Annotated in this window: 20 protein-coding genes; 9 read left to right on the forward strand and 11 right to left on the reverse strand. The window is 60.4% G+C overall.

Features of this window, described 5'->3' with window-relative positions; all coding sequences use genetic code 11:
• The first annotated feature begins 80 nt into the window (after positions 1-80).
• The 7 genes from ED655_RS11845 to ED655_RS11875 all read left to right on the forward strand — a co-directional run bounded on the left by ED655_RS11845 (position 81) and on the right by ED655_RS11875 (position 7,816).
• A complete protein-coding gene (locus ED655_RS11845) occupies positions 81-434 on the forward strand; it encodes a hypothetical protein (protein WP_240993635.1) in 354 nt (117 codons plus the stop codon).
• Positions 435-498: 64 nt separating this feature from the next.
• On the forward strand, positions 499-1,650 hold the full coding sequence (lptF, locus tag ED655_RS11850; RefSeq protein WP_122050299.1) for an LPS export ABC transporter permease LptF: 1,152 nt from the start codon (positions 499-501) through the stop codon (positions 1,648-1,650).
• Positions 1,640-2,791 carry an LPS export ABC transporter permease LptG gene (gene lptG, locus ED655_RS11855; protein ID WP_122050300.1) on the forward strand — a complete coding sequence of 384 codons (1,152 nt, stop codon included), beginning with the start codon at positions 1,640-1,642 and terminating at the stop codon, positions 2,789-2,791. The genes lptF and lptG overlap by 11 nt, the downstream gene beginning before the upstream one ends.
• Positions 2,791-5,103 (forward strand): LPS-assembly protein LptD, encoded by a 2,313-nt coding sequence (locus ED655_RS11860; RefSeq protein WP_122050301.1) that lies wholly within the window; start codon positions 2,791-2,793, stop codon positions 5,101-5,103. The genes lptG and ED655_RS11860 overlap by 1 nt, the downstream gene beginning before the upstream one ends.
• Before the next feature lie 67 nt (positions 5,104-5,170).
• Positions 5,171-6,628 (forward strand): peptidylprolyl isomerase, encoded by a 1,458-nt coding sequence (locus tag ED655_RS11865; protein WP_408735674.1) that lies wholly within the window; start codon positions 5,171-5,173, stop codon positions 6,626-6,628.
• The gene (gene rsmA / locus ED655_RS11870; RefSeq protein ID WP_122050302.1) at positions 6,625-7,443 is read left to right on the forward strand and encodes a 16S rRNA (adenine(1518)-N(6)/adenine(1519)-N(6))-dimethyltransferase RsmA; all 819 of its coding nucleotides are present in this window, start codon (positions 6,625-6,627) and stop codon (positions 7,441-7,443) included. The genes ED655_RS11865 and rsmA overlap by 4 nt, the downstream gene beginning before the upstream one ends.
• Positions 7,444-7,609: 166 nt before the next feature.
• Positions 7,610-7,816 (forward strand): cold-shock protein, encoded by a 207-nt coding sequence (locus tag ED655_RS11875; protein WP_023977648.1) that lies wholly within the window; start codon positions 7,610-7,612, stop codon positions 7,814-7,816.
• 894 nt (positions 7,817-8,710) lie between these two features.
• Here the strand turns inward: ED655_RS11875 and ED655_RS11880 are convergent.
• From ED655_RS11880 to ED655_RS11920, 9 genes are all read right to left on the reverse strand, one after another.
• Positions 8,711-8,983, reverse strand: coding sequence for a hypothetical protein (locus tag ED655_RS11880; RefSeq protein ID WP_162993502.1), 273 nt, complete (start codon positions 8,981-8,983; stop codon positions 8,711-8,713).
• Between the two features lie 119 nt (positions 8,984-9,102).
• Positions 9,103-10,302 (reverse strand): SAM-dependent methyltransferase, encoded by a 1,200-nt coding sequence (locus ED655_RS11885; RefSeq protein WP_122050304.1) that lies wholly within the window; start codon positions 10,300-10,302, stop codon positions 9,103-9,105.
• A 138-nt stretch (positions 10,303-10,440) separates the two neighbouring features.
• Positions 10,441-11,019, reverse strand: coding sequence for a 50S ribosomal protein L9 (gene rplI / locus ED655_RS11890; RefSeq protein WP_023977645.1), 579 nt, complete (start codon positions 11,017-11,019; stop codon positions 10,441-10,443).
• Positions 11,020-11,029: 10 nt separating this feature from the next.
• The gene (gene rpsR / locus ED655_RS11895; RefSeq protein ID WP_023977644.1) at positions 11,030-11,311 is read right to left on the reverse strand and encodes a 30S ribosomal protein S18; all 282 of its coding nucleotides are present in this window, start codon (positions 11,309-11,311) and stop codon (positions 11,030-11,032) included.
• 5 nt (positions 11,312-11,316) lie between these two features.
• Complete coding sequence (rpsF, locus tag ED655_RS11900) at positions 11,317-11,781, reverse strand: 30S ribosomal protein S6 (RefSeq protein WP_023977643.1); 465 nt, start codon at positions 11,779-11,781, stop codon at positions 11,317-11,319.
• 226 nt (positions 11,782-12,007) lie between these two features.
• Positions 12,008-12,592 (reverse strand): GNAT family N-acetyltransferase, encoded by a 585-nt coding sequence (locus ED655_RS11905; protein WP_122050305.1) that lies wholly within the window; start codon positions 12,590-12,592, stop codon positions 12,008-12,010.
• Between the two features lie 16 nt (positions 12,593-12,608).
• On the reverse strand, positions 12,609-14,558 hold the full coding sequence (gene rpoD / locus ED655_RS11910) for an RNA polymerase sigma factor RpoD (protein ID WP_122050306.1): 1,950 nt from the start codon (positions 14,556-14,558) through the stop codon (positions 12,609-12,611).
• Between the two features lie 246 nt (positions 14,559-14,804).
• Entirely contained in the window at positions 14,805-16,619 is a 1,815-nt protein-coding gene (gene dnaG / locus ED655_RS11915) for a DNA primase (protein ID WP_122050307.1), read from the reverse strand.
• A 14-nt stretch (positions 16,620-16,633) separates the two neighbouring features.
• Entirely contained in the window at positions 16,634-17,086 is a 453-nt protein-coding gene (locus ED655_RS11920; protein WP_122050308.1) for a GatB/YqeY domain-containing protein, read from the reverse strand.
• 165 nt (positions 17,087-17,251) lie between these two features.
• Between ED655_RS11920 and carA the strand changes: the two genes are divergently transcribed.
• The gene (carA, locus tag ED655_RS11925; RefSeq protein WP_122050309.1) at positions 17,252-18,604 is read left to right on the forward strand and encodes a glutamine-hydrolyzing carbamoyl-phosphate synthase small subunit; all 1,353 of its coding nucleotides are present in this window, start codon (positions 17,252-17,254) and stop codon (positions 18,602-18,604) included.
• Positions 18,605-18,607: 3 nt separating this feature from the next.
• On the forward strand, positions 18,608-21,862 hold the full coding sequence (gene carB, locus ED655_RS11930; RefSeq protein ID WP_122050310.1) for a carbamoyl-phosphate synthase large subunit: 3,255 nt from the start codon (positions 18,608-18,610) through the stop codon (positions 21,860-21,862).
• A gap of 253 nt (positions 21,863-22,115) precedes the next feature.
• Here the strand turns inward: carB and ED655_RS11935 are convergent, their stop codons facing one another.
• Complete coding sequence (locus tag ED655_RS11935) at positions 22,116-22,511, reverse strand: hypothetical protein (protein WP_122050311.1); 396 nt, start codon at positions 22,509-22,511, stop codon at positions 22,116-22,118.
• Between the two features lie 283 nt (positions 22,512-22,794).
• Positions 22,795-23,126, reverse strand: a 332-nt coding sequence (locus tag ED655_RS11940; RefSeq protein WP_162993503.1) for a hypothetical protein, incomplete at its 5' end; no start/stop codon positions are given.

Below are 23,126 nucleotides of genomic sequence, written 5' to 3' on the forward strand. Positions count from 1 at the left end.
AGTCCTGCCTTGGTCTCAGCGCGCCATCTTGCCTGATTTTCATATTGCGCTGCCCCCATGCTTCGCGGCATGTGCACTTCATGGCGCGTCTCTCCCCCCTGCCCCGACAAAGATCGGTCATCACCGGCAATTATCTTCCTGTGCCTCGACCACCGGCGCAGGAAACGGTCGTTCTTTGCCCGGTCTGCCGCGGCAAGATGCAGCGCACGGATGAAGAATGCCCTACCTGCCATGCCCAGCGTCATTTCGGCCCCACCCGTCGTGAGGCAATTGTCAGCACGCTGATCGGACTTGTCGCGGCTCCCGCCCTGTCCCTCCTGCTGATACGTCCTTCCGGCTGGACATTCGCCTTTGCCGTGGCGGGTCTGCTGTCCGGTTTCTTTGTGGCGCATAGCCGCCACACCGGCGATCGCTGGTTGCGTAATCCGCGCTGATCCTGAACATTCGTAACAAGATGCAGCTTTCGGCACGTCCGGCGAAACGCTAAGGGCAATACTCATGTCTGCTTCGGCTTCACGCTCCAAACAACGCTCTCTCCTGCTGCTGCGCGAACGCTATATCCTGCGTCAGCTTTTCCTTGGGTTGGTCGGCATTACCAGTGGTGCCATTGCGCTCATCTGGCTTATGCAGTCGTTGCGCTTCGTATCACTTGTCGTGGATCGTGGCCTGTCGCTGCGCGTGTTCATTCAGCTCACTTCCTTGATGATCCCCTCTTTCCTCGCGGTCATCCTGCCAATCACAACCTTCCTGGTCGTCCTGTTCGGCTATCAGCGTATGTCGGGTGATCGTGAACTGACCGTGATGCAGGCAGCGGGGCTTTCGCCGTTCCAGTTGGCGCGGCCAGCCATGGCCTGTGCCCTGATCACGACCGTTATCGGGTATATTCTCAATCTGTGGCTTGTCCCGGTCTCCTATCACGCGTTCAGGCGCTATGAATTCGAGATACGCAATCGTATGGCGGCCTTCCTGCTTCAGGACGGTGTGTTTGCCCAACTCTCGAAGGATATGACCGTCTATGTGCGCAGCCGCGACCGTGATGGGGAAATGCACGGGGTGTTTGTGGAAGATGACCGCCAGCCGGAAGCACGCGCAACCATCATCGCTGAACGTGGAACAATGGTGGTGGTCGATAACCAGCCGCGCGTGGTGCTCTTCAACGGCTCCCGACAGGAGATCGATCACCATACCGGGCGGCTTAATGTCCTGACATTCACGCGAAATTCAATCGATCTTTCCAGCAGCAAACAGGCCGACACCGAAGTGCGCGACGCCTCCGAAATGTCTCTTCCCGAGCTCTTTCACCCTGACCCGCGCTATGTCTCGCAGCGAGACTGGGGCAAGTTCGCCGTGGAAGGGTGGAGGCGCCTGACCTCACCGCTCACCACCTTGTCATTCAGCATGATCGCACTTGTTGCCGTACTGAGCGGTGCCTTCTCGCGCCACGGCAACATCAAACGCCCGCTAGCCGCCATTCTCTCTGTGGTGGGGCTGATGGCCATGTCTCTCATGTTGCAAAATCTGGCTGGACGAAATCTGGGCCTCGTTCCCCTGCTATGGGCCGTGGCGATCCTGCCTGCAATTGGAAGCGCCTTCTGGCTTTTTCTGCCCAGGGGTCGAAAGTCTGGCGGGAAGACATCTCATGGCGCGTAATACCCTGGCCCTGTTCCGAGGCACATCCGCGGGCGTTTCAGTCACACTCTCTGTTTATATCTCGCGGATCTTCACGCTGTTTTCCCTTGCGATGATCGCCGCGCTGACAGGCCTCGTCTCCCTGTTCGACTTCATCGATCTGCTTCGACGTGTCGCCACCAAGCCCGACGTTCCAACCAGCCTCGTGACCGAAATTGCCGGGCTGCATATGCCATATTTCATGATCATGATCATGCCGTTTGGTATCCTGCTGGGCGGTATCGTGTGCTTCTGGCGCCTGACGCGCTCATCCGAGCTGATTGTTGCCCGTGCAGCGGGCATCTCGGCCTGGCAGTTTCTGGCGGCGCCGCTGGCCTGCGCCATTCTGATGGGCGCTTTCGGGACGATGGCGCTCTCACCGCTTTCCTCATCCATGTTCCGCAAGGCGGAGCTGCTGGACGAAGCCTATCTGAAGACAGGCGGGGGGCCGCTTTCGCTCAATGGCGGTGCGCTATGGCTGCGCCAGCTCGATGATGAGCAGGGCGGACAGGGTGTTGCTATCCTGCACGCGCGTCACGTCTTTCTGCGGGACCGCAAATTGCAGATCAACGACATCAGCATTTTCCGCCTCGACGCGCGCGATCAGCTTGTCATCCGTATCGAGGCCCCCCGTGGCGAACTGGTGGAAGGTGCGTGGAAGCTGGAAAATGCCGCGACAGTCAGGCCGAACCACTTGCCGATCCATATCGGCGATTATCTTCTGCCAACCAATCTCTCGCTGCGTCGCGTAGAGCAGAGCTTTGCGTCACCCGATACATTGTCCGTCTGGACGCTGCCGGGTTTCATCCATCTTCTCGAGCGGTCCGGTTTTTCCTCCATCCGGCATCGACTGCACTTCCAGACTCTGTTAGCTCTTCCGATCCTGTGCGGTACAATGGCACTCGTCTCTGCCGGCTTCTCGATGCGCCCTACCCGGCGCGGCGGTGTGGCCAGGATGCTGGGCTCGGGAATCGCGGCGGGCTTCGCGCTCTTCACCATCTCGAAGGTGGCGGCGCAATTTGGTGAATCCGGTGCGTTGCCGCCTGTCATGGCGGCATGGGCACCGACTGGCGCGGGTCTCTGCTTGGCGGTAGCCTTGCTTCTGCATCTGGAGGATGGTTGATGTCGAAACGGCGCGTTGCGCATCACAGGCGCAGGTCATGGCTTGCCGCCTCCATGCTGGCGGGCACGGCGACATTCGGTGCCATTCCTGAGGCGGATGCAACCATGCAGCGCCAGGCGGGGCCGAAAGTTGCCGTCGGCAAGCCGTCTTCACAGTCCGATCCTGTCACCTATCTTGCCGATAATGAAAGCTACACCCGCAGCGGTGTGGCGACATGGACCGGGAACGTGCAGGTCTGGCAGGGCGAGCACGCGCTTCGTGCCGACAAGATCGTGTTCGACCGCAACACCGGCATTCTGACGGCCACAGGTCACGTTGCAATGGTCGAGCCGGATGGCAGCACCAGCTTCGCGGACTATGTCGAGCTGAGCAACGGCATGCATGATGGCATTGCGCGTGGCATCTTCCTGCGCATGCAGGATAACGCCAAGCTTGCAGCCAACGGCATGAGGCGAACGAATGGCAAGATCAACGATATGGCCAAGGCTGTCTATACGGCCTGCCAGATCTGCGCCAAGGATCCGTCACGCCCGCCCTTCTGGCAGCTGCGCGCCTATAATGCGACCCAGGATGCCGAACACAAACGCATCGAGTTTAGCCACGCCTATCTGGACATGTTCGGACTGCCGATCATGTACCTGCCTCTGTTTTCGATGACGGACCCCAGCGTGAAGCGTCAGAGCGGCTTCCTGATCCCGGGGATCAACCCGCATGACCGTTATCTGGGCACCTACTTCACCATTCCCTATTTCTGGGCGATTGATGACCAGCAGGATCTGACCGTCCAGGGGCTTGTCTCGACCCGCACAGGACCGCAGATCAGCGGGCAGTATCGAAACCAGCTCAATTTCGGCAAGATCAACTTTACGGGTGGCGTGGCCTATAGCACCCACAAGGAAGGCAGCTACGTCAACACGTTCGGCAATACGGTTGATGGAACAAACGACAACGGCATCCAGGGCTATGTGCGTGGCAATGCCGTTTTCGATATCAATGATCACTGGCGCGCTGGCGCAAACGTCAATCTTGCCTCTTCAGCCAACTATATGCGTGACTATCGCATCACAGGCTACGGCAACGAAACGCTGCAATCGACCGCCTATATCGACGGTTTTGGCGTGGGCTCATACACGCGTCTCGACGGGCAATTCTATCAGGGCCTGAACCAGGGCGTTATCCGCAACTCGAATCTGCCTTTCGTCCTGCCGCGCTTTACCTATGCGTTTCAGGGTGAGACGGATCCGCTGGGTGGCACGTTCTCGCTCAGCACGAACGACTTCAACGTCTATCGCCCCGAGGGAACACGCGATCAGCGCGGGCAGATCCAGATGAACTGGAACCGGCCATTCCATAATGTGCTGGGCCAGATCTGGCTGCTGACAGCGCGTCTCGATGCCACGGTTTATCAGGCGAGCCACCTGACAGAGCAGCCAACCTATTATACCGATACCGGCACGCATACGACGGGCTGGGTCCTGCCCACTGTGGCCCTGAAGATGAACTGGCCTTTCATGCGCAGTTTCGCGCATGGTCATGGCTCTCAGGTGCTCGAGCCCATCGTGCAGGCGATTGCCGCACCCAATATGGGCAATAGTGCCACGCGCATGATCCCGAACGAAGATTCGCTGCAATACGAGTTCACGGACAGCACCTTGTTCGCACTGAACCGCTATACCGGCACGGATCGTCTGGATGGCGGCCTGCGCGGCAATATCGGGGTGCACGGCAACTGGACGTGGCGTGGTCATGTGGTTGATTTTCTGGTGGGTGAGAGCATCCAGCAGCACGTTACCCAGAACCGCATCCCCTATTCGGGCCTGTCTCATCACCTCTCGTCACCTGTGGCGCGTGTGCGCGTCAGTCCCAACCGCTATCTCGATCTGACGGCCCGTGGCCGCTACGACCCCTATCGCAAGAGCTTCGATTATGGCGAGGGACTGGTCAGTGTCGGCGTGCCCATATTCCATGTGAATGCCGGGTATATCTATGAGCCTGTCACGCCCTATTACTTCTACGCGACGAACTATCGACTGAATGGTCCGACGCAGGTCTATTATACAAAGACAAATGAAGTAACGGCTGGCGTCTCAACGGCCTATAAACAATACCACGCTTCGATCTATGGTCGCCGTTCGCTGTCACGCAAGGAGTTTGTCAGCCTGGGTGGCGATATCGGCTACTCCAATGACTGCTTCGGCTTGGACATCCTTGCGATCAAGCAATATACCTCGATCGGTGGCCAGCAGCGTAATACGACGGTGCTGTTCAATCTCACCTTCAAGACAATCGGTACCTTCGGAATCAATGGCTGACGGACGCGCAATGACCCTTACCGCCCCCTTCCTCCGGGCTGCCCCGCAATCCGGCGCTGCCCGGCCCCTGCGTGCGATACTTATGGGCTTTGCCACCTGCCTCGTCCTGCCTGCTCTGACAGCAGAGGCAGCAACCCCGCATCACGCCACCCATGCCCGCCCGGGCCATGGCAGCGTCGCACCGGCGGCCAATCCGCCGGAAGATGCCATTCTGGGAACGATCAACGGTCAGGTTCTGACCGAGCGTGACGTCGATAACCGCGGCAAGCTTTTTGCACTCTCTACAGGACTGAATATCAGCGCCGACCTGATGCAGCGCCTGCGCCCGCAGATCATTCGTCAGCTGGTCGATGAGCGCATCAAGACGCAGGAAATCCTCAAGCGTCACATCAATGTCGAACCGCAGCAGATCGCCCAGGCCATCAACAACATCGAATCCCGCAATGGTATGCCCAAGAATGCCCTGCGTGACCGACTGGCGCAGGACGGTGTGTCGCTGACCACCCTGATCGACCAGATCCGCGTGCAGATCGGCTGGATGCAGGTGCTTCGTGAGGAAATTTCGGGTCGTGGACGCATCACGGCGCGTGAAATCGCGCAGCGTGAGGAAGCCCTCCGTGCCGAGGAAGGCCGCGCGCAGTACAATGTGAGCGAGATCTTCATTCCGGTCGCCGATCCGCGCCATTCGGAAACCGAGCTGGAATTTACCAAGACAATCATTACGCAACTGCGCAACGGGGCGCCTTTCCCTATCGTCGCCGCGCAGTTTTCGCAGGCCCAGACCGCGCTTGACGGCGGAACAATGGGCTGGGTGCAGGAAGATAGTCTCGACCCGCCGGTTGTCGAGATCGTGCGCCAGATGCCCATCGGGGCCATTTCGAACCCGGTGAAGGTGGCGGGCGGCTACGTGATCGTCACGGTCAACGGCAAGCGCACCATCGGCCATCAGAACGTCACGATGATTTCGGTGCGTCAGGCCTTCTTCCCCTTCTCCTCACCGCTCAACCCGCAGGCGCCGACGGATCAGCAGAAGCTGGCCCTTCAGAAAGCCACGGCCGCCGCACAATCCGTGCATGGCTGTGAGTCAATGGAGGCGCTCAATCGCTCTCTGGGTGAGAAGCATCCTTCCGATCCAGGCGGTCAACTCGTCCTTGAGCGCCTGAACCCGCAGATGCGTCAGGTACTGGCCGATCTGCCCGTCGGGCAGTCGAGCCGCCCGCTTGTCTCCTCCGATGGGATCGCGCTGCTGACGGTGTGTTCCAAGGGGCAGAAGAATATTGCCCAGCAGAGCCCGAGTGAAATTGCAGACAGCCTGATGAATGAGCGCGTCGAACAGGCCTCGCGTCAGCTCGAGCGTGATCTGGAGCGCCGTTCCGTCATCGAGATGCGCAAGGACGACAAAACCGCTTCGGCCAAGGCAAGCGATGAAGCTGCCGCCGATGATGAGGCCCCCACCAAGCCAGCTCCGCATGGCTCGGCGCAGGGTAGCAAGCCCCGTGGCAAGAGCACATCGGACCAGGGATGACCCTTCCATCCCTGCGTGACGCAATCCGGATTCATGGTCTGGATGCGAAAAAATCCTTCGGTCAGCATTTTCTTCTCGATCCGGGAATTGTTGCCCGGATCGCCGCACTGGCTGGCGACATGGCTGGACGGCAGGTGGTCGAGATCGGCCCCGGTCCCGGTGGCCTGACACGCGCCCTGCTGGATACGAAAGCCGATGCGGTGCATGCGGTTGAGATTGATCAGCGCGCCTGGCCTCTGCTGGATGAACTTGTCGCCCACGCGCAAGGCAGGCTGCATCTGATCAAGGCGGATGCCACGTCTCTGGACTGTGCCACGCTATGCCCCGCGCCACGCAAGATCGTGGCCAACCTGCCCTATAATGTCGGCACGCCTCTCCTGGTCGCATGGTTACGTCAGGCAGCGTCTTGGGAACGCATGACACTCATGTTCCAGCTTGAGGTGGCCGAGCGTATCTGTGCCGCACCCGACACCGGTGCCTATGGCCGATTGGGCGTACTGGCGCAGTGGTGCGCAAGCTGCAATGTCGTGATGAAAGTCCCTGCGGGTGCCTTCTCGCCCCCACCGAAGGTAGAGTCGGCTGTGGTCGATATCGTCCCGAAACCCACCCAGCCTTCAGCGTCGATGTTCAAGGCGATGGAGCATGTGACGCACCTCGCCTTCGGGCAGAGAAGAAAGATGCTTCGCGCCTCGCTGCGTCCCATTGGCGGCGAGGCCCTGCTTGAAAAGGCAGGAATCATCGCAACGAGGCGAGCCGAAACACTGTCGATCGATGAGTTTGCCACGCTTGCAAAACTGGTCTGCAAAGACGACTGAGCCTCGCTCAGTGCTTGCACTGGACTGAGCGAAAGCCCATACAGGGTAGACGCGGGTGCTTTTGGCCGGGACTGCGGGTGCATGTGGCGCCCGAGACAGAACCACGAGAGCATGTTTGCACGCATAATTCTTCTGCGTGGCCGCTATACTATCAAGGAGCCTTGCTATGGCAACAGGCACCGTCAAGTGGTTCAACTCAACAAAGGGCTATGGCTTCATCAAGCCGGATGCCGGTGGCGACGATGTGTTCGTGCACATTTCTGCCGTTGAGAAGGCCAACCTCTCCTCCCTCAATGACGGCCAGGCGCTCTCTTATGAGACCGAAGTTGGACGCAACGGCAAGACCTCGGCAGTAGCTCTCAAGCTCAGCTGAATCCACCCGTTACGGGTAACGGATTCCGGTAGAAGAAAGCGAACATATCCAGTTGGGCTCACAAGAGCCTCCTTTGGTGACCGTTCATGTCTCGCCGGATCTGTCCCGTCTCTGCACGGGGAGGACCATTTCCTCCCCCTTGGGCGGCATTCAAGCCCCCGCTCTCCCCTCAAAATGCAATCAGTATCGCGACGCAAGCTTCCTCTTTGCCCAAGCTATTGCGATCAGCCGACTCCGTCGAAGCGATGATATAGCGCTGGTTGAGCCGATTGACCGTATTGAACTGAAGGCTGATCTGCCGCGCAAAGCCTGCCCTCACAGTTCCAGAAGCCAATTCGTCAACCTTTCCGTAAACCGGCTTTCAAAAATCTTGCCCGGTGCAGTCGCGATCTTCTGTCAGATGCACCTTACCGCCTACGCGCATCGAGACACGGCGCCACAGTAAGACACTATTCCCAAAGAAAAACCACGCCGCGATCGGGCACATCTTCTCAGTCGACATTTAGGCAAGGGTGCGCGCCACCCCAGCGCTCATGATGCCAGTTAAGTGTCGATACCACCACGAACCTCTAGTTGGCACCAGAATGACGCCAGTACTTCTCTCGGCGGCAACCACCAATCAGGCGGGTAACCAACGCCCCCCCCAAAAGCGCCAAAGACCGGATTCAATGGTCTCGACAGTCACCTTACCAACCGGCTCCCGCATGCCGTAGAACAGTGAGGCTGGCCCTTTGAGGATTGCGGGGCGCTCGGCGGTATCACCCTGATCATTGCGTCCAATAGGCATCCTCACCCCGCCCCGCAGGATGAGCCCGTCGTCGATGGCCCGGAAGCCGTGTTTGATAAGTGCATTCCATATGCCACCGAAATTAGTCCCGCTTGCCCTGCAGGATACTATTTCGCCATGCTTTCCATGGTCTGCGGTGAGAAATCCGCGAGTGCCTGGCGGTGGACGACATCGCTGGTCGGGGTCTGTTGCAAGAACGGGGTGGCGCGCTTGTCCCCCATAACGCCCTCGGCGGCGGTCTGGCCACCACGAGCGCCCGTCAAGGTCAGCGCCTCACGGCTCTGGAAATGCCCGTCATTCGTCTTGCCTCCCCGGCCTTCTCGGCGCAGGCGGGTGACATATTGCATCGGTTGGTCACGCGCGACGATATTGCTATTCATGCGCCTGGCGCTGACAACGTCGCTGCCAAATATACCCCGCGCCGGAGCATCAGGCGTCAAGACCGTGCCAGACACCGACAAGGATGCTTCTAGAGCCAGCCAGGCGGAACAACCCAGCTCTAGCCCCCGGCCATATAGTCGCGGGTCAATGGAACAGCGTCGATATCGGCAGTCAGCTGAAGCTGGAAGTTCATGTGGCCCTGCAGTCTGAAAGACAGTTCGGCCCCAACGAGGTAGAACTCGAACATACGGCAGAAGCGCTCGTCATAGAGCGCCTTGATCTTCTCGCGATTGGCCGCAAAGCGCTCACGCCAAAGCCGGATCGTTTTCGCGTAGTGCAAGCGCAGGATCTCGCAATCCGTCACCCAGAGGCCGGCCCGCTCGATTGCAGGAAACACTTCGCTCAAAGCCGGGGAATACCCACCGGGGAAGATATATTTGTCGATCCAGGGATTTGTGGAACCCGGCTCGTCCATACGTCCGATCGAGTGGACGAGCGCCACACCGTCAGGCCGAAGCGCCTTGCGCAGGGTGCGGAAATAGGTGTCGTAATGACCTATGCCGACATGTTCAAACATGCCGACTGAAACGATACGGTCATACTGCCTGTCGAGCTTGCGGTAATCCATGAGCTTGAAGGTTACCAGCCCTTCAAGCCCCGCCGCACGGGCACGCTCGCGGGCAACCTGAAGCTGTTCCTGCGAGAGCGTGATGCCTGTCACCTTGGCACCGTAGTCACGCGCCAGCGTCAGGGCCATGCCTCCCCAGCCGCAACCGATGTCGAGCACATCAAGGCCGGGCCGGTCGAGTTGCAGCTTGGCGGCAATATGATGCTTCTTGGCGAGCTGCGCCTCTTCCAGTGTCATATCGTCAGAAGAGAAATAGGCGCATGAATATTGACGGTCTTCATCGAGGAAGAGGTCGTAGAGTTTTCCGTTCAGATCATAGTGATGAGCGACATTGCGACGTGAGCGCCTCTGCCCGTTCCATTGCCGGAGAAACCGCGTGACGAAACGGGCCTTTTCCTCAACGCGATTGAGCAGGTGATGACTGCTGTGGATGTTGAGCATGAGAACGCTCAGCACGTCCTCAAGTGAGCAGTCCACCGAGACGATGTCGCCATCCATCCAGCCCTCACCAAAGGCGAGCCCGGAATTCAGAAGCAGCGCTCTCAGCGCCTTGTCTGTCTTGACATGAATGGCTGCGCTCGGACCGGGACGCGTCCCCATGTAGCGGCGTTTTTCACCACTGGGCAGGATGACGTCGAGTGCTCCGGCACTGATAAAGCGCTTCAGAACACGGTCCAGAAGAAATATCATGGTCAATCCCGCTCTTCTCTCATCAATTCAAGTAATTGAACGAGGAAAACCTGGGATCGTCAACTGGCCCCAATAACACAAAACCCGACTGCCTGAGGCAGCCGGGTTTTGCAATCAATCGCTAAGCGATACGTCTTTTCAGACAGCAGCGCCTTCGACTTCACCTTCAGCCGCGGCGTCTTCACCCTCGACTTCGGTTTCGAGAACGTATTCGTCCTCTTCAGCGACGATGGCTTCGCCACGTGCCTGACGCTCGGCTTCTTCTTCCGAACGGGCCACGTTGACCGTAACCGGGATCGACACTTCCGGGTGGAGGGCAACGCGTGCCTCGACCAGACCCAGCAGCTTGATCGGCTCGGCGAGGACCACCTGGTTGCGGCTGACGCTCAGGCCAGCAGCCGTCACGGCAATCGCGATGTCGCGCGTCGTGACGGAGCCGTAGAGGCTGCCGCTGTCACCAGCCTGGCGGATGATGACAACGCTCAGGCCATGCATACGCTCGGCAAGACGCTCGGCCTCTTCACGACGCTTAAGGTTCTGGGCCTCAAGCTGCGCACGCTCGGTCTCGAAGCGCTGACGGTTCTGGGCGTTGGCGCGGAGCGCCTTGCCCTGGGGCAGCAGGAAGTTACGGGCATAGCCGGGCTTCACGCGGACGATATCGCCCATCTGGCCCAGATGCTCAACGCGCTGCAGCAGGATGACTTCAGTCTGTGACATGCCTGTCTCCTCAGTTCATCACGTAGGGGAGCAGGGCAAGGAAGCGGGCGCGCTTGATCGCCTGCGCCAGCTCACGCTGCTTCTTGGCCGAAACCGCCGTGATGCGGCTCGGAACGATCTTGCCGCGCTCGGAGAGGAAGCGGCTCAGCAGACGCACGTCCTTGTAGTCGATCTTCGGCGCGTTGGGGCCGGAGAACGGGCAGGACTTGCGGCGGCGATAGAACGGACGACGGGCGCCGACGGCAATGCGACGGGCGGCCGGGTTGATTTCGTTGGTGTTCTCGTCAGACATCGCGATTACTCCGCATCCATCTCGGCACCCTCACGGGCGCGGTATTCTTCACGATCGTCGCCACGACGGCCGCCACGGCCGCTGTCGAAACGACCAGCAGGCTTGGAGTTGCCACCACGGAAATTGCCACGATCGCCACGATCATCGCCCTTGCGGGACAGGATCGGAGACGGGTCCTGGGTGATTTCCTCAACGCGCAGCGTGAGAACGCGCAGAACGTCTTCGTTCAGGCTCAGCTGACGCTCCAGCTCGCGGATCTGGTCCGGACGGGCATTCAGGCCAAGAAGGACATAGTGGCCCTTGCGGTTCTTCTTGATGCGGTATGCGAGCGAACGCAGACCCCAGAATTCGCGCTTCTCGATGGAACCGCCATCCTGGGTGAGGAGGGTTTCGATCTGCTCGACGAGGGTTTCGACCTGCGCCTGCGAGATATCATTACGTGCGATGAGCACGCTTTCGTACAACGGCATATGAGCTCCCTTCGGATTGCTTCAACCCAACCACCCGACCGGGACCGGTCGGATCAGCGCCTCTTCCACAAGGCTCGGGTATAGCCGGGACGATGCCTTCGTCCGGCAGGGAAAGGCGGCATAAAGCACATACGTCCCTACGGGGGCAAGAGTTTTCCTGCCTCGGAACGCTTCCGTGCGAGCGACAGCCTGCTTTCCCGCCTATTTGTCCAAGCGATGGGTGCGCTCAGGGGCGGAGCAGATGGGCCGGCAGGGTGAGGCCAAGATCGTCGGGCACCGCCCAATGCTCTTCCTCGACCATGATCGGCACGAAGCCCGCAGCCTTGTAGGTGGGGAGCGCATTGGGGTGATCGGCCGTGCAGGTATTGACCCGCATGACCCGCGTAACCTTGCGCCAGCCATGAGATATGGCAGCCGCCAGCAATTTGCGACCAAGCCCCTTGCCTTGCGCGCCTGGCACGAGCCCGAGATAGGACAGATAAGGGGTTTCCGGCTTGTGCATATCAAGCTCGAAAAAACCGGCCACGCCCTGCGGCCCCATCAGACGCCAGATTTCCGTATGGCGTGAAGCGATGATGCGATGAAGGGTGTCAGCAGGCATCATGTACCGCATCCACCAGCAATGCGGAGCGCCGATCAGACGGTAGAGCGCCAGATAATCATCCACATCCGGATGCCAGCGCTCGATGTGATAGCCTTCAGGCCAGCCGATATGGGCCGAAGGTGGCGGCCTGAGACGTTCGAGGAACGTCACCTCGACCGTGACTTCGGTCGTGGGACGCTCCGGAACCGTCTCAAGCCAGGGCTCCATGAGCCGTTCCCGCCGATCAGTTATCGTCGAGGAAGGAGCGCAGCTTGCGGCTGCGGCTCGGATGCTTGAGCTTGCGCAGCGCCTTCGCCTCGATCTGGCGGATACGCTCGCGGGTCACGTTGAACTGCTGTCCCACCTCTTCAAGCGTGTGATCGGTGTTCATGCCGATACCAAAGCGCATACGCAGCACACGCTCTTCACGCGGGGTGAGCGAGGCCAGAACGCGCGTGGTTGCTTCGCGCAGATTGGTCTGGATCGCGGCATCCAGCGGAATGACCGCCGTCTTGTCCTCGATGAAGTCACCAAGATGGCTGTCTTCCTCGTCACCGATCGGGGTTTCGAGAGAGATCGGCTCCTTGGCGATCTTCAGCACCTTGCGCACTTTCTCAAGCGGCATACCCAGCTTTTCGGCCAGTTCTTCAGGTGCGGGCTCACGTCCGATCTCGTGCAACATCTGGCGCGAGGTGCGCACGAGCTTGTTGATCGTCTCGATCATATGCACCGGAATACGAATGGTGCGGGCCTGATCGGCAATCGAGCGCGTAATAGCCTGACGGATCCACCATGTCGCATAGGTCGAGAACTTGTACCCACGACGGTACTCGAACTTGTCCACCGCTTTCATGAGGCCGATATTGCCTTCCTGGATCAGATCCAGGAATTGCAGGCCGCGATTGGTGTATTTCTTGGCAATGGAAATCACGAGACGCAGATTGGCCTCGATCATCTCCTTCTTGGCGCGCGTCGTATCGCGCTCGCCACGCGACACCACGGCATAGACGCGACGGAACTCACCGACCGGCAGACCGGTGCTGTGCGCCAGATCGGCCACCTGGTTACGCAGATCGATAATCTGCTCGGCGTAGCGCGTGGTAAAGTTCTTCCACGACTTGCCAGGCAGCGCCGAGACGGAGGCCAGCCAGTTGGGGTCGAGTTCGTAACCGCGATATTTCTGCAGGAAGTCATCGCGCGAGACGCGGCAACCCTCGGCCATACGCAGCATGCGACCTTCGAGATTGTTCAGGCGCTGGAACTGAACCTTGAGCTGGGTCACCAGCTCCTCGATACGGTTGTTGTGCAGATGGACCTGCTCGACCATCTTCACGAGTTCCATACGAAGCGTTTCGTATTCCTGCTCGGAAGAGCCGCTGGTCTCGGATCCGCTGGTCAGCGTTTCGATGCGACGCACCTGAAGCGCGCGCAGCGTGTCGTAAAGCGGTTCGATAGCCTCAAAATGTGCGAGGATCTCGGGCTTGAGCTTCTCTTCGAGAGCTGAAAGCGACAGGCCGGAGCTTTCCGGGTCGCCACCTTCCTCGTTTGCCGGCTCCTCGTCGAGATTGTCCTCGTTCTCTTCGGCGTTTTCGCTCTCGGCGGCTTCCTCTTCAGAGGGGCCTCCCTGCATGGCTTCAAGATCGACGATGTCGCGCAGCAACATCTCGCCTTCCTTGAGCTTGTCGTGCCAGGAGATAATGGCGCGGAAGGTCAACGGGCTTTCGCACAGCCCGCCAATCATCTCATCGCGGCCCGCCTCGATCCGCTTGGCAATGGCGATTTCGCCCTCGCGTGACAGCAGCTCGACCGAGCCCATCTCGCGTAGATACATGCGCACCGGATCATCTGTACGACCGGCGCTTTCGCTCACATTACCAGTAGGAGATTCTTCGGACTCCTCGGCCTCTTCCTTTTCCTCGGATTTCTCCTCGGCTTCGTCAGAGTCCTCGTTTTCCTCATTCTCGACGACCTGGATCCCCATCTCGGAGAAGATCGCCATGATGTCCTCGATCTGCTCGGAGGACATCTGATCCTGCGGCAGGACAGCGTTCAGCTCGTCAAACGTGATGTGACCGCGCTCGCGTCCCTTGGCGATGAGCCGCTTGACGGCACCGGACTGCGTGTCGAGGACATTGGTATCGCCGTCCTGGTCCTGCGCGTTCCGCTCCGTTCCCGTGGCCGCTTTCGTCGCCATACCCTACTCCCTGCTCCCGCACGCCCTATCGAACGCCGCACTTAAAACCAGCCATGAAAGAAACGCGCTTGGCCAGCGCTCTGCAATCACAGAACGCCGCCCCACCCGTCAGCCTGAGGCCGACCTGTCTTTCATTTGCGATCCACCAGCGCGAGCGCCAGCAATTTCGGCATCGTGCAGGTGGGCGATACGGGCCACGAAGTCAAGGGCCGGGGGCGCTCTTTTCGCGTTACGAAACCTGCATCGTCAATCTGCGTCATCGCCCTCTTCGCCGCGGCGCAGGCGCTCGAGCACCTGCAGCCTCACGAGTAGTGACTGGGGCAGTCCATCTCGCGCCGCTGGATCTGCGAGAGCCGCAAGGGTGTCGCGCTCCACCTCTCTCTTAAACATCGGGAAATTTACGAAGCCGAAAAAATGCCACCATTGCTGAAGCGGGGCCTGATTGAAAAGTCCGCCCGTTTCGGCTTGCGCAGAGGGCACAACGCCCCGCGCAATCAGTTGCCGGGCCTCATCGCCCAGCCCCTCATGATCGAGCGCCGCAAGGGCATTCTGTTCTGTCAGGAGGTCCGGCGAACCGATTTCGGCAAACCAGTCGAGAATCGTGTCGCGGATCTCATCGAGCGGATGGAGCAGATCGAGGCGGCCATAGGGGTCTTCGATCTGCGGCAGAATGGACGGGTGGCGCAGCACCAGAACCGTCAGCACCCGCAGACGCTCTCCAGCCCCGTCCCCTACAGCAATATTGCGCACCCGGCTCTTGCCGGAATCCGGCCGTGAAGGCCCACCCCGCCCCTTGCCCCGACGTGACGATGCAAAGAACCGCTCCATCAGGGCGCGCCGGTACTCAGCGGCAAGGTCCTTGTCCGCCACCAGTGCGGCAGAGGCCTCCAGCCGCTTTTTCAGCGCTGCACGCTGCTCGGGCACATCCTGCTTCACACCGGCCTGCATGAGCTGGAACAGCTCGTCCGCGAGAGAGGTTGCTCCATCAAGCACCTGACGCATGGCTTGAGGGCCGTCGCGTCTGATCAGACTGTCCGGGTCATCCTTGGGGTCGAGGCGGCAGAATTGCAGACTGCGCTCCGGTGTCAGAAGAGGCAGGGCCAACTCAGCCACACGAAGCGCCGCCCGCGCCCCGGCAGCATCGCCATCAAGGCACAGGATGGGATGCGAGGCCTCGCGCCACAGAAGCTCGAGTTGTTCAACACCCATCGCCGTGCCGAGCGGCGCAACCGCCGCCTCGAACCCGGCCTGTGCGAGGGCGATCACATCCATATAGCCCTCAGCCACAACCAGCTTCTGTGCCGGATCGCGCAAGGCATTACGGGCCTGATCGAGATTGTAGAGTGCGCGCCGCTTCGAGAACAACGCCGTCTCGGGGCCATTCACATATTTAGGCTGAGCATCGCCAAGAGTGCGTCCACCGAATGAGATCAGCCTGCCCCGCCGGTCGCGGATAGGGAACATGACACGCGAAAAGAACAGCTCGCCTCGCGGTGCGCCATGTTCATCTACACGCATCAGCCCGGCCTGCAAAAGCTGCTCGGCCGTAATATCCTGCCCGCGCAATGCCTGAAGCAGCGCCCCCCGTTCCTCGCCCGCCCAGCCAAGGCCAAAGCGCTCAATCGTTGCCTCGGTCAGGCCGCGTCGCCTGAGATAGGACAGTGCCTGACGCCCTTCAGGCGCATAGAGCGCCTGGCGATAGACGTTCTGTACAGCCTCGAGCACATCGCCAAGAGATCGCGCCTCGCGCGATCGGGCCTCCTGCCGGGGGTCCTGCCGGGGCATGTCGAGCCCGGCTTCATTCGCCAGCTGCTCGACAGCCTCCGGAAAGCTGCGTCCCTCGCTTTGCATGACGAAGGAGATCACATCGCCATGCACGCCGCAGCCAAAGCAATGGAAGTGATCGTCATAGACATAGAAGGATGGCGTCTTTTCCCCATGGAAGGGGCAACATGCCTTCCAGTTGCGGCCTGAACGGCTGAGCTTGGTGCGGCGCCCGATCACCGCTGCAATCGGGGTGCGGGCACGCAGCTCGTCCAGAAAACCGGGATCGAACGCCATCGTTCAGCCTGCCTTCAGGACAGACGGGCTTTGACGACAGGATTGACGCGACCCATATCGAGGGCGCTGCCAAACTTGGCCTTGAGCACGCCCATGACCTTGCCCATCTCCTTCATGCTGGTCGCACCAGCCTCGGCAATCGCCGCGTCGATCTCGGCATTGAGGGTTACCTCGTCCATCTCGGGCGGGAGATAGGTCTTGATCGTCTCGATTTCGGCTTCTTCCTTTTCCGCCAGTTCGGGACGACCGCCTTCGCGATACATCGTGGCGGACTCGGTGCGCGACTTGATCATGCTGCGCAGCATCGGGAGGATGTCCTCGTCATCGACTTCCTTGCCATTGGCACGCGCTGCAACATCCAGATCCTTGATACGGGCCGTGATGCCACGAATCTGGGCCACGCGATCCATTTCCTTGGCCTTCATGGCGGTCTTGAGATCGGCGGAGATCTGTTCTCTCAGGGACATTGTCTCATTCCTTTTTCGGATCACGCCACATGATTTCGGGAATATTTTTCCCACATATCAGGCAACGCATGTGAGTGGGAAAAAACTTCCCAATCTCGTCTCAAGGGCTTATCTAGCACCAACCACGCGAGCGTCCGAGTGGAAAAGGACGCAAGGGAGACGGGTATGGATATCGACGAGATCATCGAGAAGGCCGGTGGCGCCGAGGCGCTGGCGAGCCTGACCGGCGTTGGCACCGAGGCCATTCGCAAATGGCGCCAGTCGCGTGCCATTCCCGGCAAGCACTGGGCCGCATTGCTGCGCCTGCCCGGCATTTCCCTTTCGGACCTCGATCCGCAGACGCCTCAGGAGGAAACCCCGACAATGACAGAGACCTGCCCTGACGGCGCGAATGCCGCCCTCGTTCTCGCTGATGGCACCGTTCTGTGGGGCGTCGGCTTTGGCGCCCATACGGATGGCGCAGCCATTGGCGAGCTCTGCTTCAATACCGGCATGACCGGCTATCAGGAGACGCTCACCGACCCGTCCTTCGCCGGGCAGATCGTGACCTTCACCTTCCCCCATATCGGCAATGTCGGCACGAACGCCGAGGATGACGAGGCCCAGCGCGTGGCCGCACGTGGCGTGGTGGTGAAGGAAGACGTTACCCTGCCCGCCAACTGGCGCTCGACCCAGAAGCTCGCGCAGTGGATGATCGGCCAGAACCTGCCTGGCATTGCCGGCATCGACACACGCCTGATCACCCGCCGCCTGCGCGATGGCGGCCCGCAGACTGCCGTGCTCGCCTTCCCGAAGAATGGCCAGTTCGACCTCGCCGCCCTGCGCGCCCAGGCCGTTTCATGGCCCGGCCTTGAAGGCATGGATCTGGCAAAGGATGTGACCTGCGCCCAGAGCTATAGCTGGGATCTGGGCGTGTGGCAGAAGCCCGCTGCCGAGCGCAGCACGCGCCGCCGTGTGGTCGCTGTCGATTATGGCGCCAAGCGCAACATCCTGCGCTGCCTCGTGACCGCAGGCTGTGATGTGACGGTGGTGCCTGCCACCGCAACGGCCGAGGAAATCCTGCGCCACAATCCTGAGGGCGTGTTTCTCTCCAACGGCCCCGGCGACCCGGCGGCAACCGGCGTTTATGCGGTGCCCGCCATCAAGGGCGTGCTGGATGCCAATATCCCGGTCTTTGGCATCTGCCTCGGTCACCAGCTTCTGGCGCAGGCACTTGGAGCAAAGACCTTCAAGCTGGAGCGCGGCCATCGCGGCGCGAACCAGCCGGTCAAGGACCTCGCCTCGGGCCGCGTGGAGATTACGAGCCAGAATCACGGCTTTGCAGTGGATGACAAATCCCTGCCCGAGGACGTGATCATCACCCATACCAGCCTGTTCGATGGCTCGAATGAGGGTATCCGCAGCACGAAGCTCGATGCCTTCTCGGTTCAGTATCACCCCGAGGCCAGCCCCGGCCCGTCGGATTCATTCTATCTCTTCGAGCGTTTCGTCGCGCTCATGGACAAGAAGGCAGCCTGATCCATGCCGAAACGTACAGATATCTCGTCGATCCTCATCATCGGCGCTGGCCCTATCGTGATCGGTCAGGCCTGTGAATTCGATTACTCCGGCACGCAGGCCTGCAAGGCGCTGAAGGAGGAAGGCTATCGCGTCATCCTCATCAACTCCAACCCGGCCACCATCATGACCGATCCGGGTCTGGCCGATGCCACCTATGTCGAGCCGATCACCCCGGAATTCGTCGAGCGCATCATCCTCAAGGAAAAGCCTGACGCGGTTCTGCCGACAATGGGTGGCCAGACGGCGCTCAACGCCGCCATGGCGCTCGACAAGTCGGGCTTCCTCAAGAAGCATAATGTCGAGCTGATCGGCGCCAATGCTGAAGTCATCGACCGCGCCGAGGACCGTCAGAAATTCCGCGAGGCCATGGACGAAATCGGCGTGGAATCCCCGCGCAGCACCATCGCCCACACGCTCGAAGAAGCCCGCGCGGCGCTGGAATCAGTGGGCCTGCCCGCCATTATCCGCCCTTCCTTCACCATGGGCGGCGCCGGTGGCGGCATTGCCTATAACCGTGAGGAATTCGACCAGATCGTGGCCGGCGGTCTCGATGCCTCCCCCACCACCGAGGTTCTGATCGAGGAATCCGTGCTGGGCTGGAAGGAATTCGAGATGGAAGTCGTCCGCGACAAGGCGGATAACTGCATCATCGTCTGCTCCATCGAGAATATCGACCCGATGGGCGTGCATACGGGTGACTCCATCACCGTTGCCCCGGCCCTGACGCTGACCGACAAGGAGTATCAGAAGCTCCGCGATATCTCGATCGCCTGTCTGCGCAAGATCGGTGTCGAAACCGGCGGGTCGAACGTGCAGTTCGGCATCAACCCCGATGATGGGCGTATTGTCGTCATCGAGATGAATCCGCGCGTGTCACGCTCTTCCGCGCTGGCCTCCAAGGCAACGGGTTTCCCCATTGCCAAGATCGCAGCCAAGCTGGCTGTGGGCTACACGCTGGACGAACTCGCCAACGACATTACCGGCACGACGCCTGCCAGCTTCGAGCCGACCATCGACTACGTTGTCGTGAAGATCCCGCGCTTCACCTTCGAGAAATTCCCCGGTGCCCCCGCCCTGCTCTCGACCTCGATGAAGTCGGTGGGTGAAGCCATGTCGGTTGGCCGTTCCTTCGCCGAGGCCCTGCAGAAGGGTCTGCGCTCGATGGAAACCGGGCTGACGGGCCTCGATCCTGTCGAAGCGCCGGGCGATGGCTCGCTCGATGCCTATCGCGCTGCGCTTTCCGAGCCGCGCCCCGAACGTATTCTCATGGCCGCACAGGCCATGCGCGCCGGACTTTCGCTTGAGGACATCAACGCCGCCTGCCGTTTCGAGCCGTGGTTCCTGCGCCAGCTCCACGACATCGTGGTGTCAGAAAACGAGATTGCCGCCAATGGCCTGCCGCAGGATGCTCGCAATCTGCGCCGCATCAAGGCGCAGGGCTTCTCCGACCGCCAGCTTGCCCGCTTGACGGGACAGAGCGTCGAGGAAGTGACGACATTCCGCCTCAAGCTCGCTGTGACGCCCGCCTATAAGCGCATCGATACCTGCGCGGGCGAGTTTGCTTCTGACACGCCTTACCTCTACTCGACCTATGAAGGCGGGTTCGGTGTGCCGGAATGCGAAAGCCGTCCGACGGACCGCAAGAAGATCGTGATCCTCGGTGGCGGTCCCAACCGTATCGGTCAGGGTATCGAATTCGATTATTGCTGCGTTCATGCCGCCTATGCGCTGCGTGAGGCCGGGTTCGAGACCATCATGGTCAACTGCAACCCCGAGACCGTCTCGACCGATTACGACACTTCCGATCGTCTCTATTTCGAGCCGCTGACCGATGAGGATGTGATCTCTCTCATCCGCACCGAGCAGGCTGGTGGCGAGATTCTGGGCTGCATCGTGCAATATGGCGGCCAGACCCCGCTGAAGCTGTCCCGTGCGCTGGAAGCCGCCGGCATCCCGCTGCTCGGCACCCCGGCTGACGCCATTGACCGTGCGGAAGACCGCGAGCGCTTCCAGGCCCTGCTGCGCAAGCTCGGCCTGCGCCAGCCCGAGAACGGCATTGCCCGCACCCCGGGTGAGGCCGAGGGCGTCGCTGAAAAGGTTGGTTACCCTGTCGTGGTTCGTCCGTCCTATGTGCTGGGTGGCCGCGCGATGGAGATCGTTTACGACCCGGCAGGGCTGCAGCGTTACCTGCGCTCCACCCTCCTGCTGGCGGGTGCCGAAGTCGCCAATGGCCCGATCCTGCTCGATCGCTATCTGAACGACGCCATCGAAGCCGATGTGGACTGCATCTGCGACGGTCAGGATGTCTATGTTGCAGGCGTGATGGAGCATATCGAGGAAGCCGGCATCCATTCCGGTGACTCTGCCTGCTCGCTGCCGCCTTATACACTCTCACCGGCTATCGTGACCGAGCTGAAAGCCCAGACCGAAGCCATGGCCCGTGAGCTTGGCATTGTGGGCCTGATGAACGTGCAATACGCCATCAAGGATCAGGAAGTCTTCGTGCTCGAGGTGAACCCGCGCGCCTCGCGTACGGTGCCCTTCGTTGCCAAGGCGACCGGCGTGCCGGTGGCCAAGATCGGGGCCTGCGTGATGGCAGGGGCCAAACTCTCGAGCTTCAAGCTCGATGGCGACGCCATCTCTCCGCACGTGGCTGTCAAGGAAGCTGTCTTCCCGTTCCATCGCTTTGCCGATACCGACACCATTCTCGGTCCGGAAATGCGCTCCACGGGTGAGGTTATCGGTCTCGACAGCAGCTTCGAGCGCGCTTTTGCGAAGTCGCAGCTTGGTGCCGGGGTGGTTCTGCCCCAGTCGGGTGCGGTGCTTCTTTCGGTGCGCGACGGTCACAAGACGCAGGTTCAGGCACTTGGACGCAAGCTGATCGAAATGGGTTTCAGCATTCTCGCCACACGCGGCACGGCTGCCCGCCTTGAAGAGGCAGGCATTCCCGTCAAGCGCGTGAACAAGGTGCTGGAAGGCCGCCCGAACTGCGTGGACGCCATCCGCTCGGGTGACGTGCAGCTGGTCATCAACACGGCGCAGGGCGCCCAGGCCGTGCGCGACAGCTTCGATATCCGTCGCTCCTCGCTGCTTGGCGGTGTGCCGCATTTCACCACCCTTGCCGGGGCACGTGCGGCGATCTATGCCATTTCGGCCATCAAGGATGGCGGGCTGGATGTGGCGCCCCTCCAATCCTACTTCAAACGCGCTTTCTGAGACCACGGGGCTTTGTCCTTTTCCCCTGCCCGGCTGTTTCAAGCCGGGTGGGGGGTTTGACGAGGCTCTGCCTCACGCTCCGGTGTAGCGGGACATCGATCTTGGAACAGCGGGACATTGGAGTTGGAACCCTTTTTGACCACTCCGTTCGAGACAATCGCCCACATTCCAAGCCCGATCAAACACCCCTTCAAACGCTGTCTAAGGGTGCTTTAGACACCGCGTCCTGCGCGGCTCCATCGCCCTCTTTCGACTAGGCAACGGGGCTCTCTGGTGTTACTCGCCATGGAAAAGCTGGGATGAGGGGGAAGTCGGTTGGTGGTAGTCCGAAGCGCATTTCGACATCGTGACATCTAAGCCTCGCGCCGACCAGGTCTATGTGGATCTCCTGCAGAAGATCGCCGGTCGCCACCTCCCGCGCACGAGCAGAGAGCTCATTAGCCAAAGATCGTTCAAGAGCTGCTGAAAGCATCGCCTGCTGTTTTTGGCTTTGTTCGACGAGAGTAAGGGCCTGCTGTCCTGCGTCCAAGCGGTTACGTTGTGCCTGCAAACGCGCACGGATCACCGTTCCACCCCAGGTGAGGAACCCTCCGATAATGGCACCTCCTGGGCCGCTCCATGTTTCCCACAGGGACGCGATGTTGATCATGAGCGGACGACGCTCCTGGTGAGCTCGGCACTGTTGTCGCCAAAACGCACGATCCACGCTGGTGAGCGGCAGGTCATAGCTGATTGCCTTTAGCTTGCCGGTTTAGCGGGGAGGACAGTGTTTGACGTGTCCGTTCCATCCGCAATGGCCGTGAAATTGCCCGCGATCTGAGCAGGCAGATATGGCAGGATTGATTGGAACAGAGTTGTCCAGTCCACCGTTCAGGTCTCCAAATATAAAAAAACTGCCCGGAGGCGGCGATGTATCTGCATCAGCGCGAATGTCATTTGCTGGCGGCGATATTCCCGGCACTCAGCCATTTGGCAGCCGATGCGCTCCAATGAACCTCGACGCCAGCCACTGAATTGAGCGTGCAATCCATGCAGTAAGCGCGCTGGCCCTCGGTGCCACTGGTTGGGAGTGATGCGAGCGTATAGGACGGAACAGGCTGTCCGGTGACGGGCTGATAATAGCCAAACGCCGTATTCGGCCCGATAGCGCCTTGGGTGTTGCTGCTCAGGTCGTTGTCCTGACCGATACGGGCAACGCTCGCTGTAGGAATAGTGCAGGAGCCGTTTGCGGTCGTACCCGCGTAAACGCCGTATTCCTGCGTTG

Source organism: Asaia bogorensis (assembly GCF_900465345.1).
GTDB classification, from domain to species: Bacteria; Pseudomonadota; Alphaproteobacteria; order Acetobacterales; family Acetobacteraceae; genus Asaia; species Asaia bogorensis_A.

Coding starts and splice junctions, on each gene's coding strand:
- ED655_RS11845 (WP_240993635.1), top strand. CDS start 81: ATGGCGCGTCTCTCCCCCCTGCCCCGACAAAGATCGGTCATCACCGGC.
- lptF (WP_122050299.1), top strand. CDS start 499: ATGTCTGCTTCGGCTTCACGCTCCAAACAACGCTCTCTCCTGCTGCTG.
- lptG (WP_122050300.1), top strand. CDS start 1,640: ATGGCGCGTAATACCCTGGCCCTGTTCCGAGGCACATCCGCGGGCGTT.
- ED655_RS11860 (WP_122050301.1), top strand. CDS start 2,791: ATGTCGAAACGGCGCGTTGCGCATCACAGGCGCAGGTCATGGCTTGCC.
- rsmA (WP_122050302.1), top strand. CDS start 6,625: ATGACCCTTCCATCCCTGCGTGACGCAATCCGGATTCATGGTCTGGAT.
- ED655_RS11875 (WP_023977648.1), top strand. CDS start 7,610: ATGGCAACAGGCACCGTCAAGTGGTTCAACTCAACAAAGGGCTATGGC.
- ED655_RS11880 (WP_162993502.1), bottom strand. CDS start 8,983: ATGAATAGCAATATCGTCGCGCGTGACCAACCGATGCAATATGTCACC.
- ED655_RS11885 (WP_122050304.1), bottom strand. CDS start 10,302: ATGATATTTCTTCTGGACCGTGTTCTGAAGCGCTTTATCAGTGCCGGA.
- rplI (WP_023977645.1), bottom strand. CDS start 11,019: ATGTCACAGACTGAAGTCATCCTGCTGCAGCGCGTTGAGCATCTGGGC.
- rpsR (WP_023977644.1), bottom strand. CDS start 11,311: ATGTCTGACGAGAACACCAACGAAATCAACCCGGCCGCCCGTCGCATT.
- rpsF (WP_023977643.1), bottom strand. CDS start 11,781: ATGCCGTTGTACGAAAGCGTGCTCATCGCACGTAATGATATCTCGCAG.
- ED655_RS11905 (WP_122050305.1), bottom strand. CDS start 12,592: ATGGAGCCCTGGCTTGAGACGGTTCCGGAGCGTCCCACGACCGAAGTC.
- rpoD (WP_122050306.1), bottom strand. CDS start 14,558: ATGGCGACGAAAGCGGCCACGGGAACGGAGCGGAACGCGCAGGACCAG.
- dnaG (WP_122050307.1), bottom strand. CDS start 16,619: ATGGCGTTCGATCCCGGTTTTCTGGACGAGCTGCGTGCCCGCACCCCG.
- ED655_RS11920 (WP_122050308.1), bottom strand. CDS start 17,086: ATGTCCCTGAGAGAACAGATCTCCGCCGATCTCAAGACCGCCATGAAG.
- carA (WP_122050309.1), top strand. CDS start 17,252: ATGGATATCGACGAGATCATCGAGAAGGCCGGTGGCGCCGAGGCGCTG.
- carB (WP_122050310.1), top strand. CDS start 18,608: ATGCCGAAACGTACAGATATCTCGTCGATCCTCATCATCGGCGCTGGC.
- ED655_RS11935 (WP_122050311.1), bottom strand. CDS start 22,511: ATGATCAACATCGCGTCCCTGTGGGAAACATGGAGCGGCCCAGGAGGT.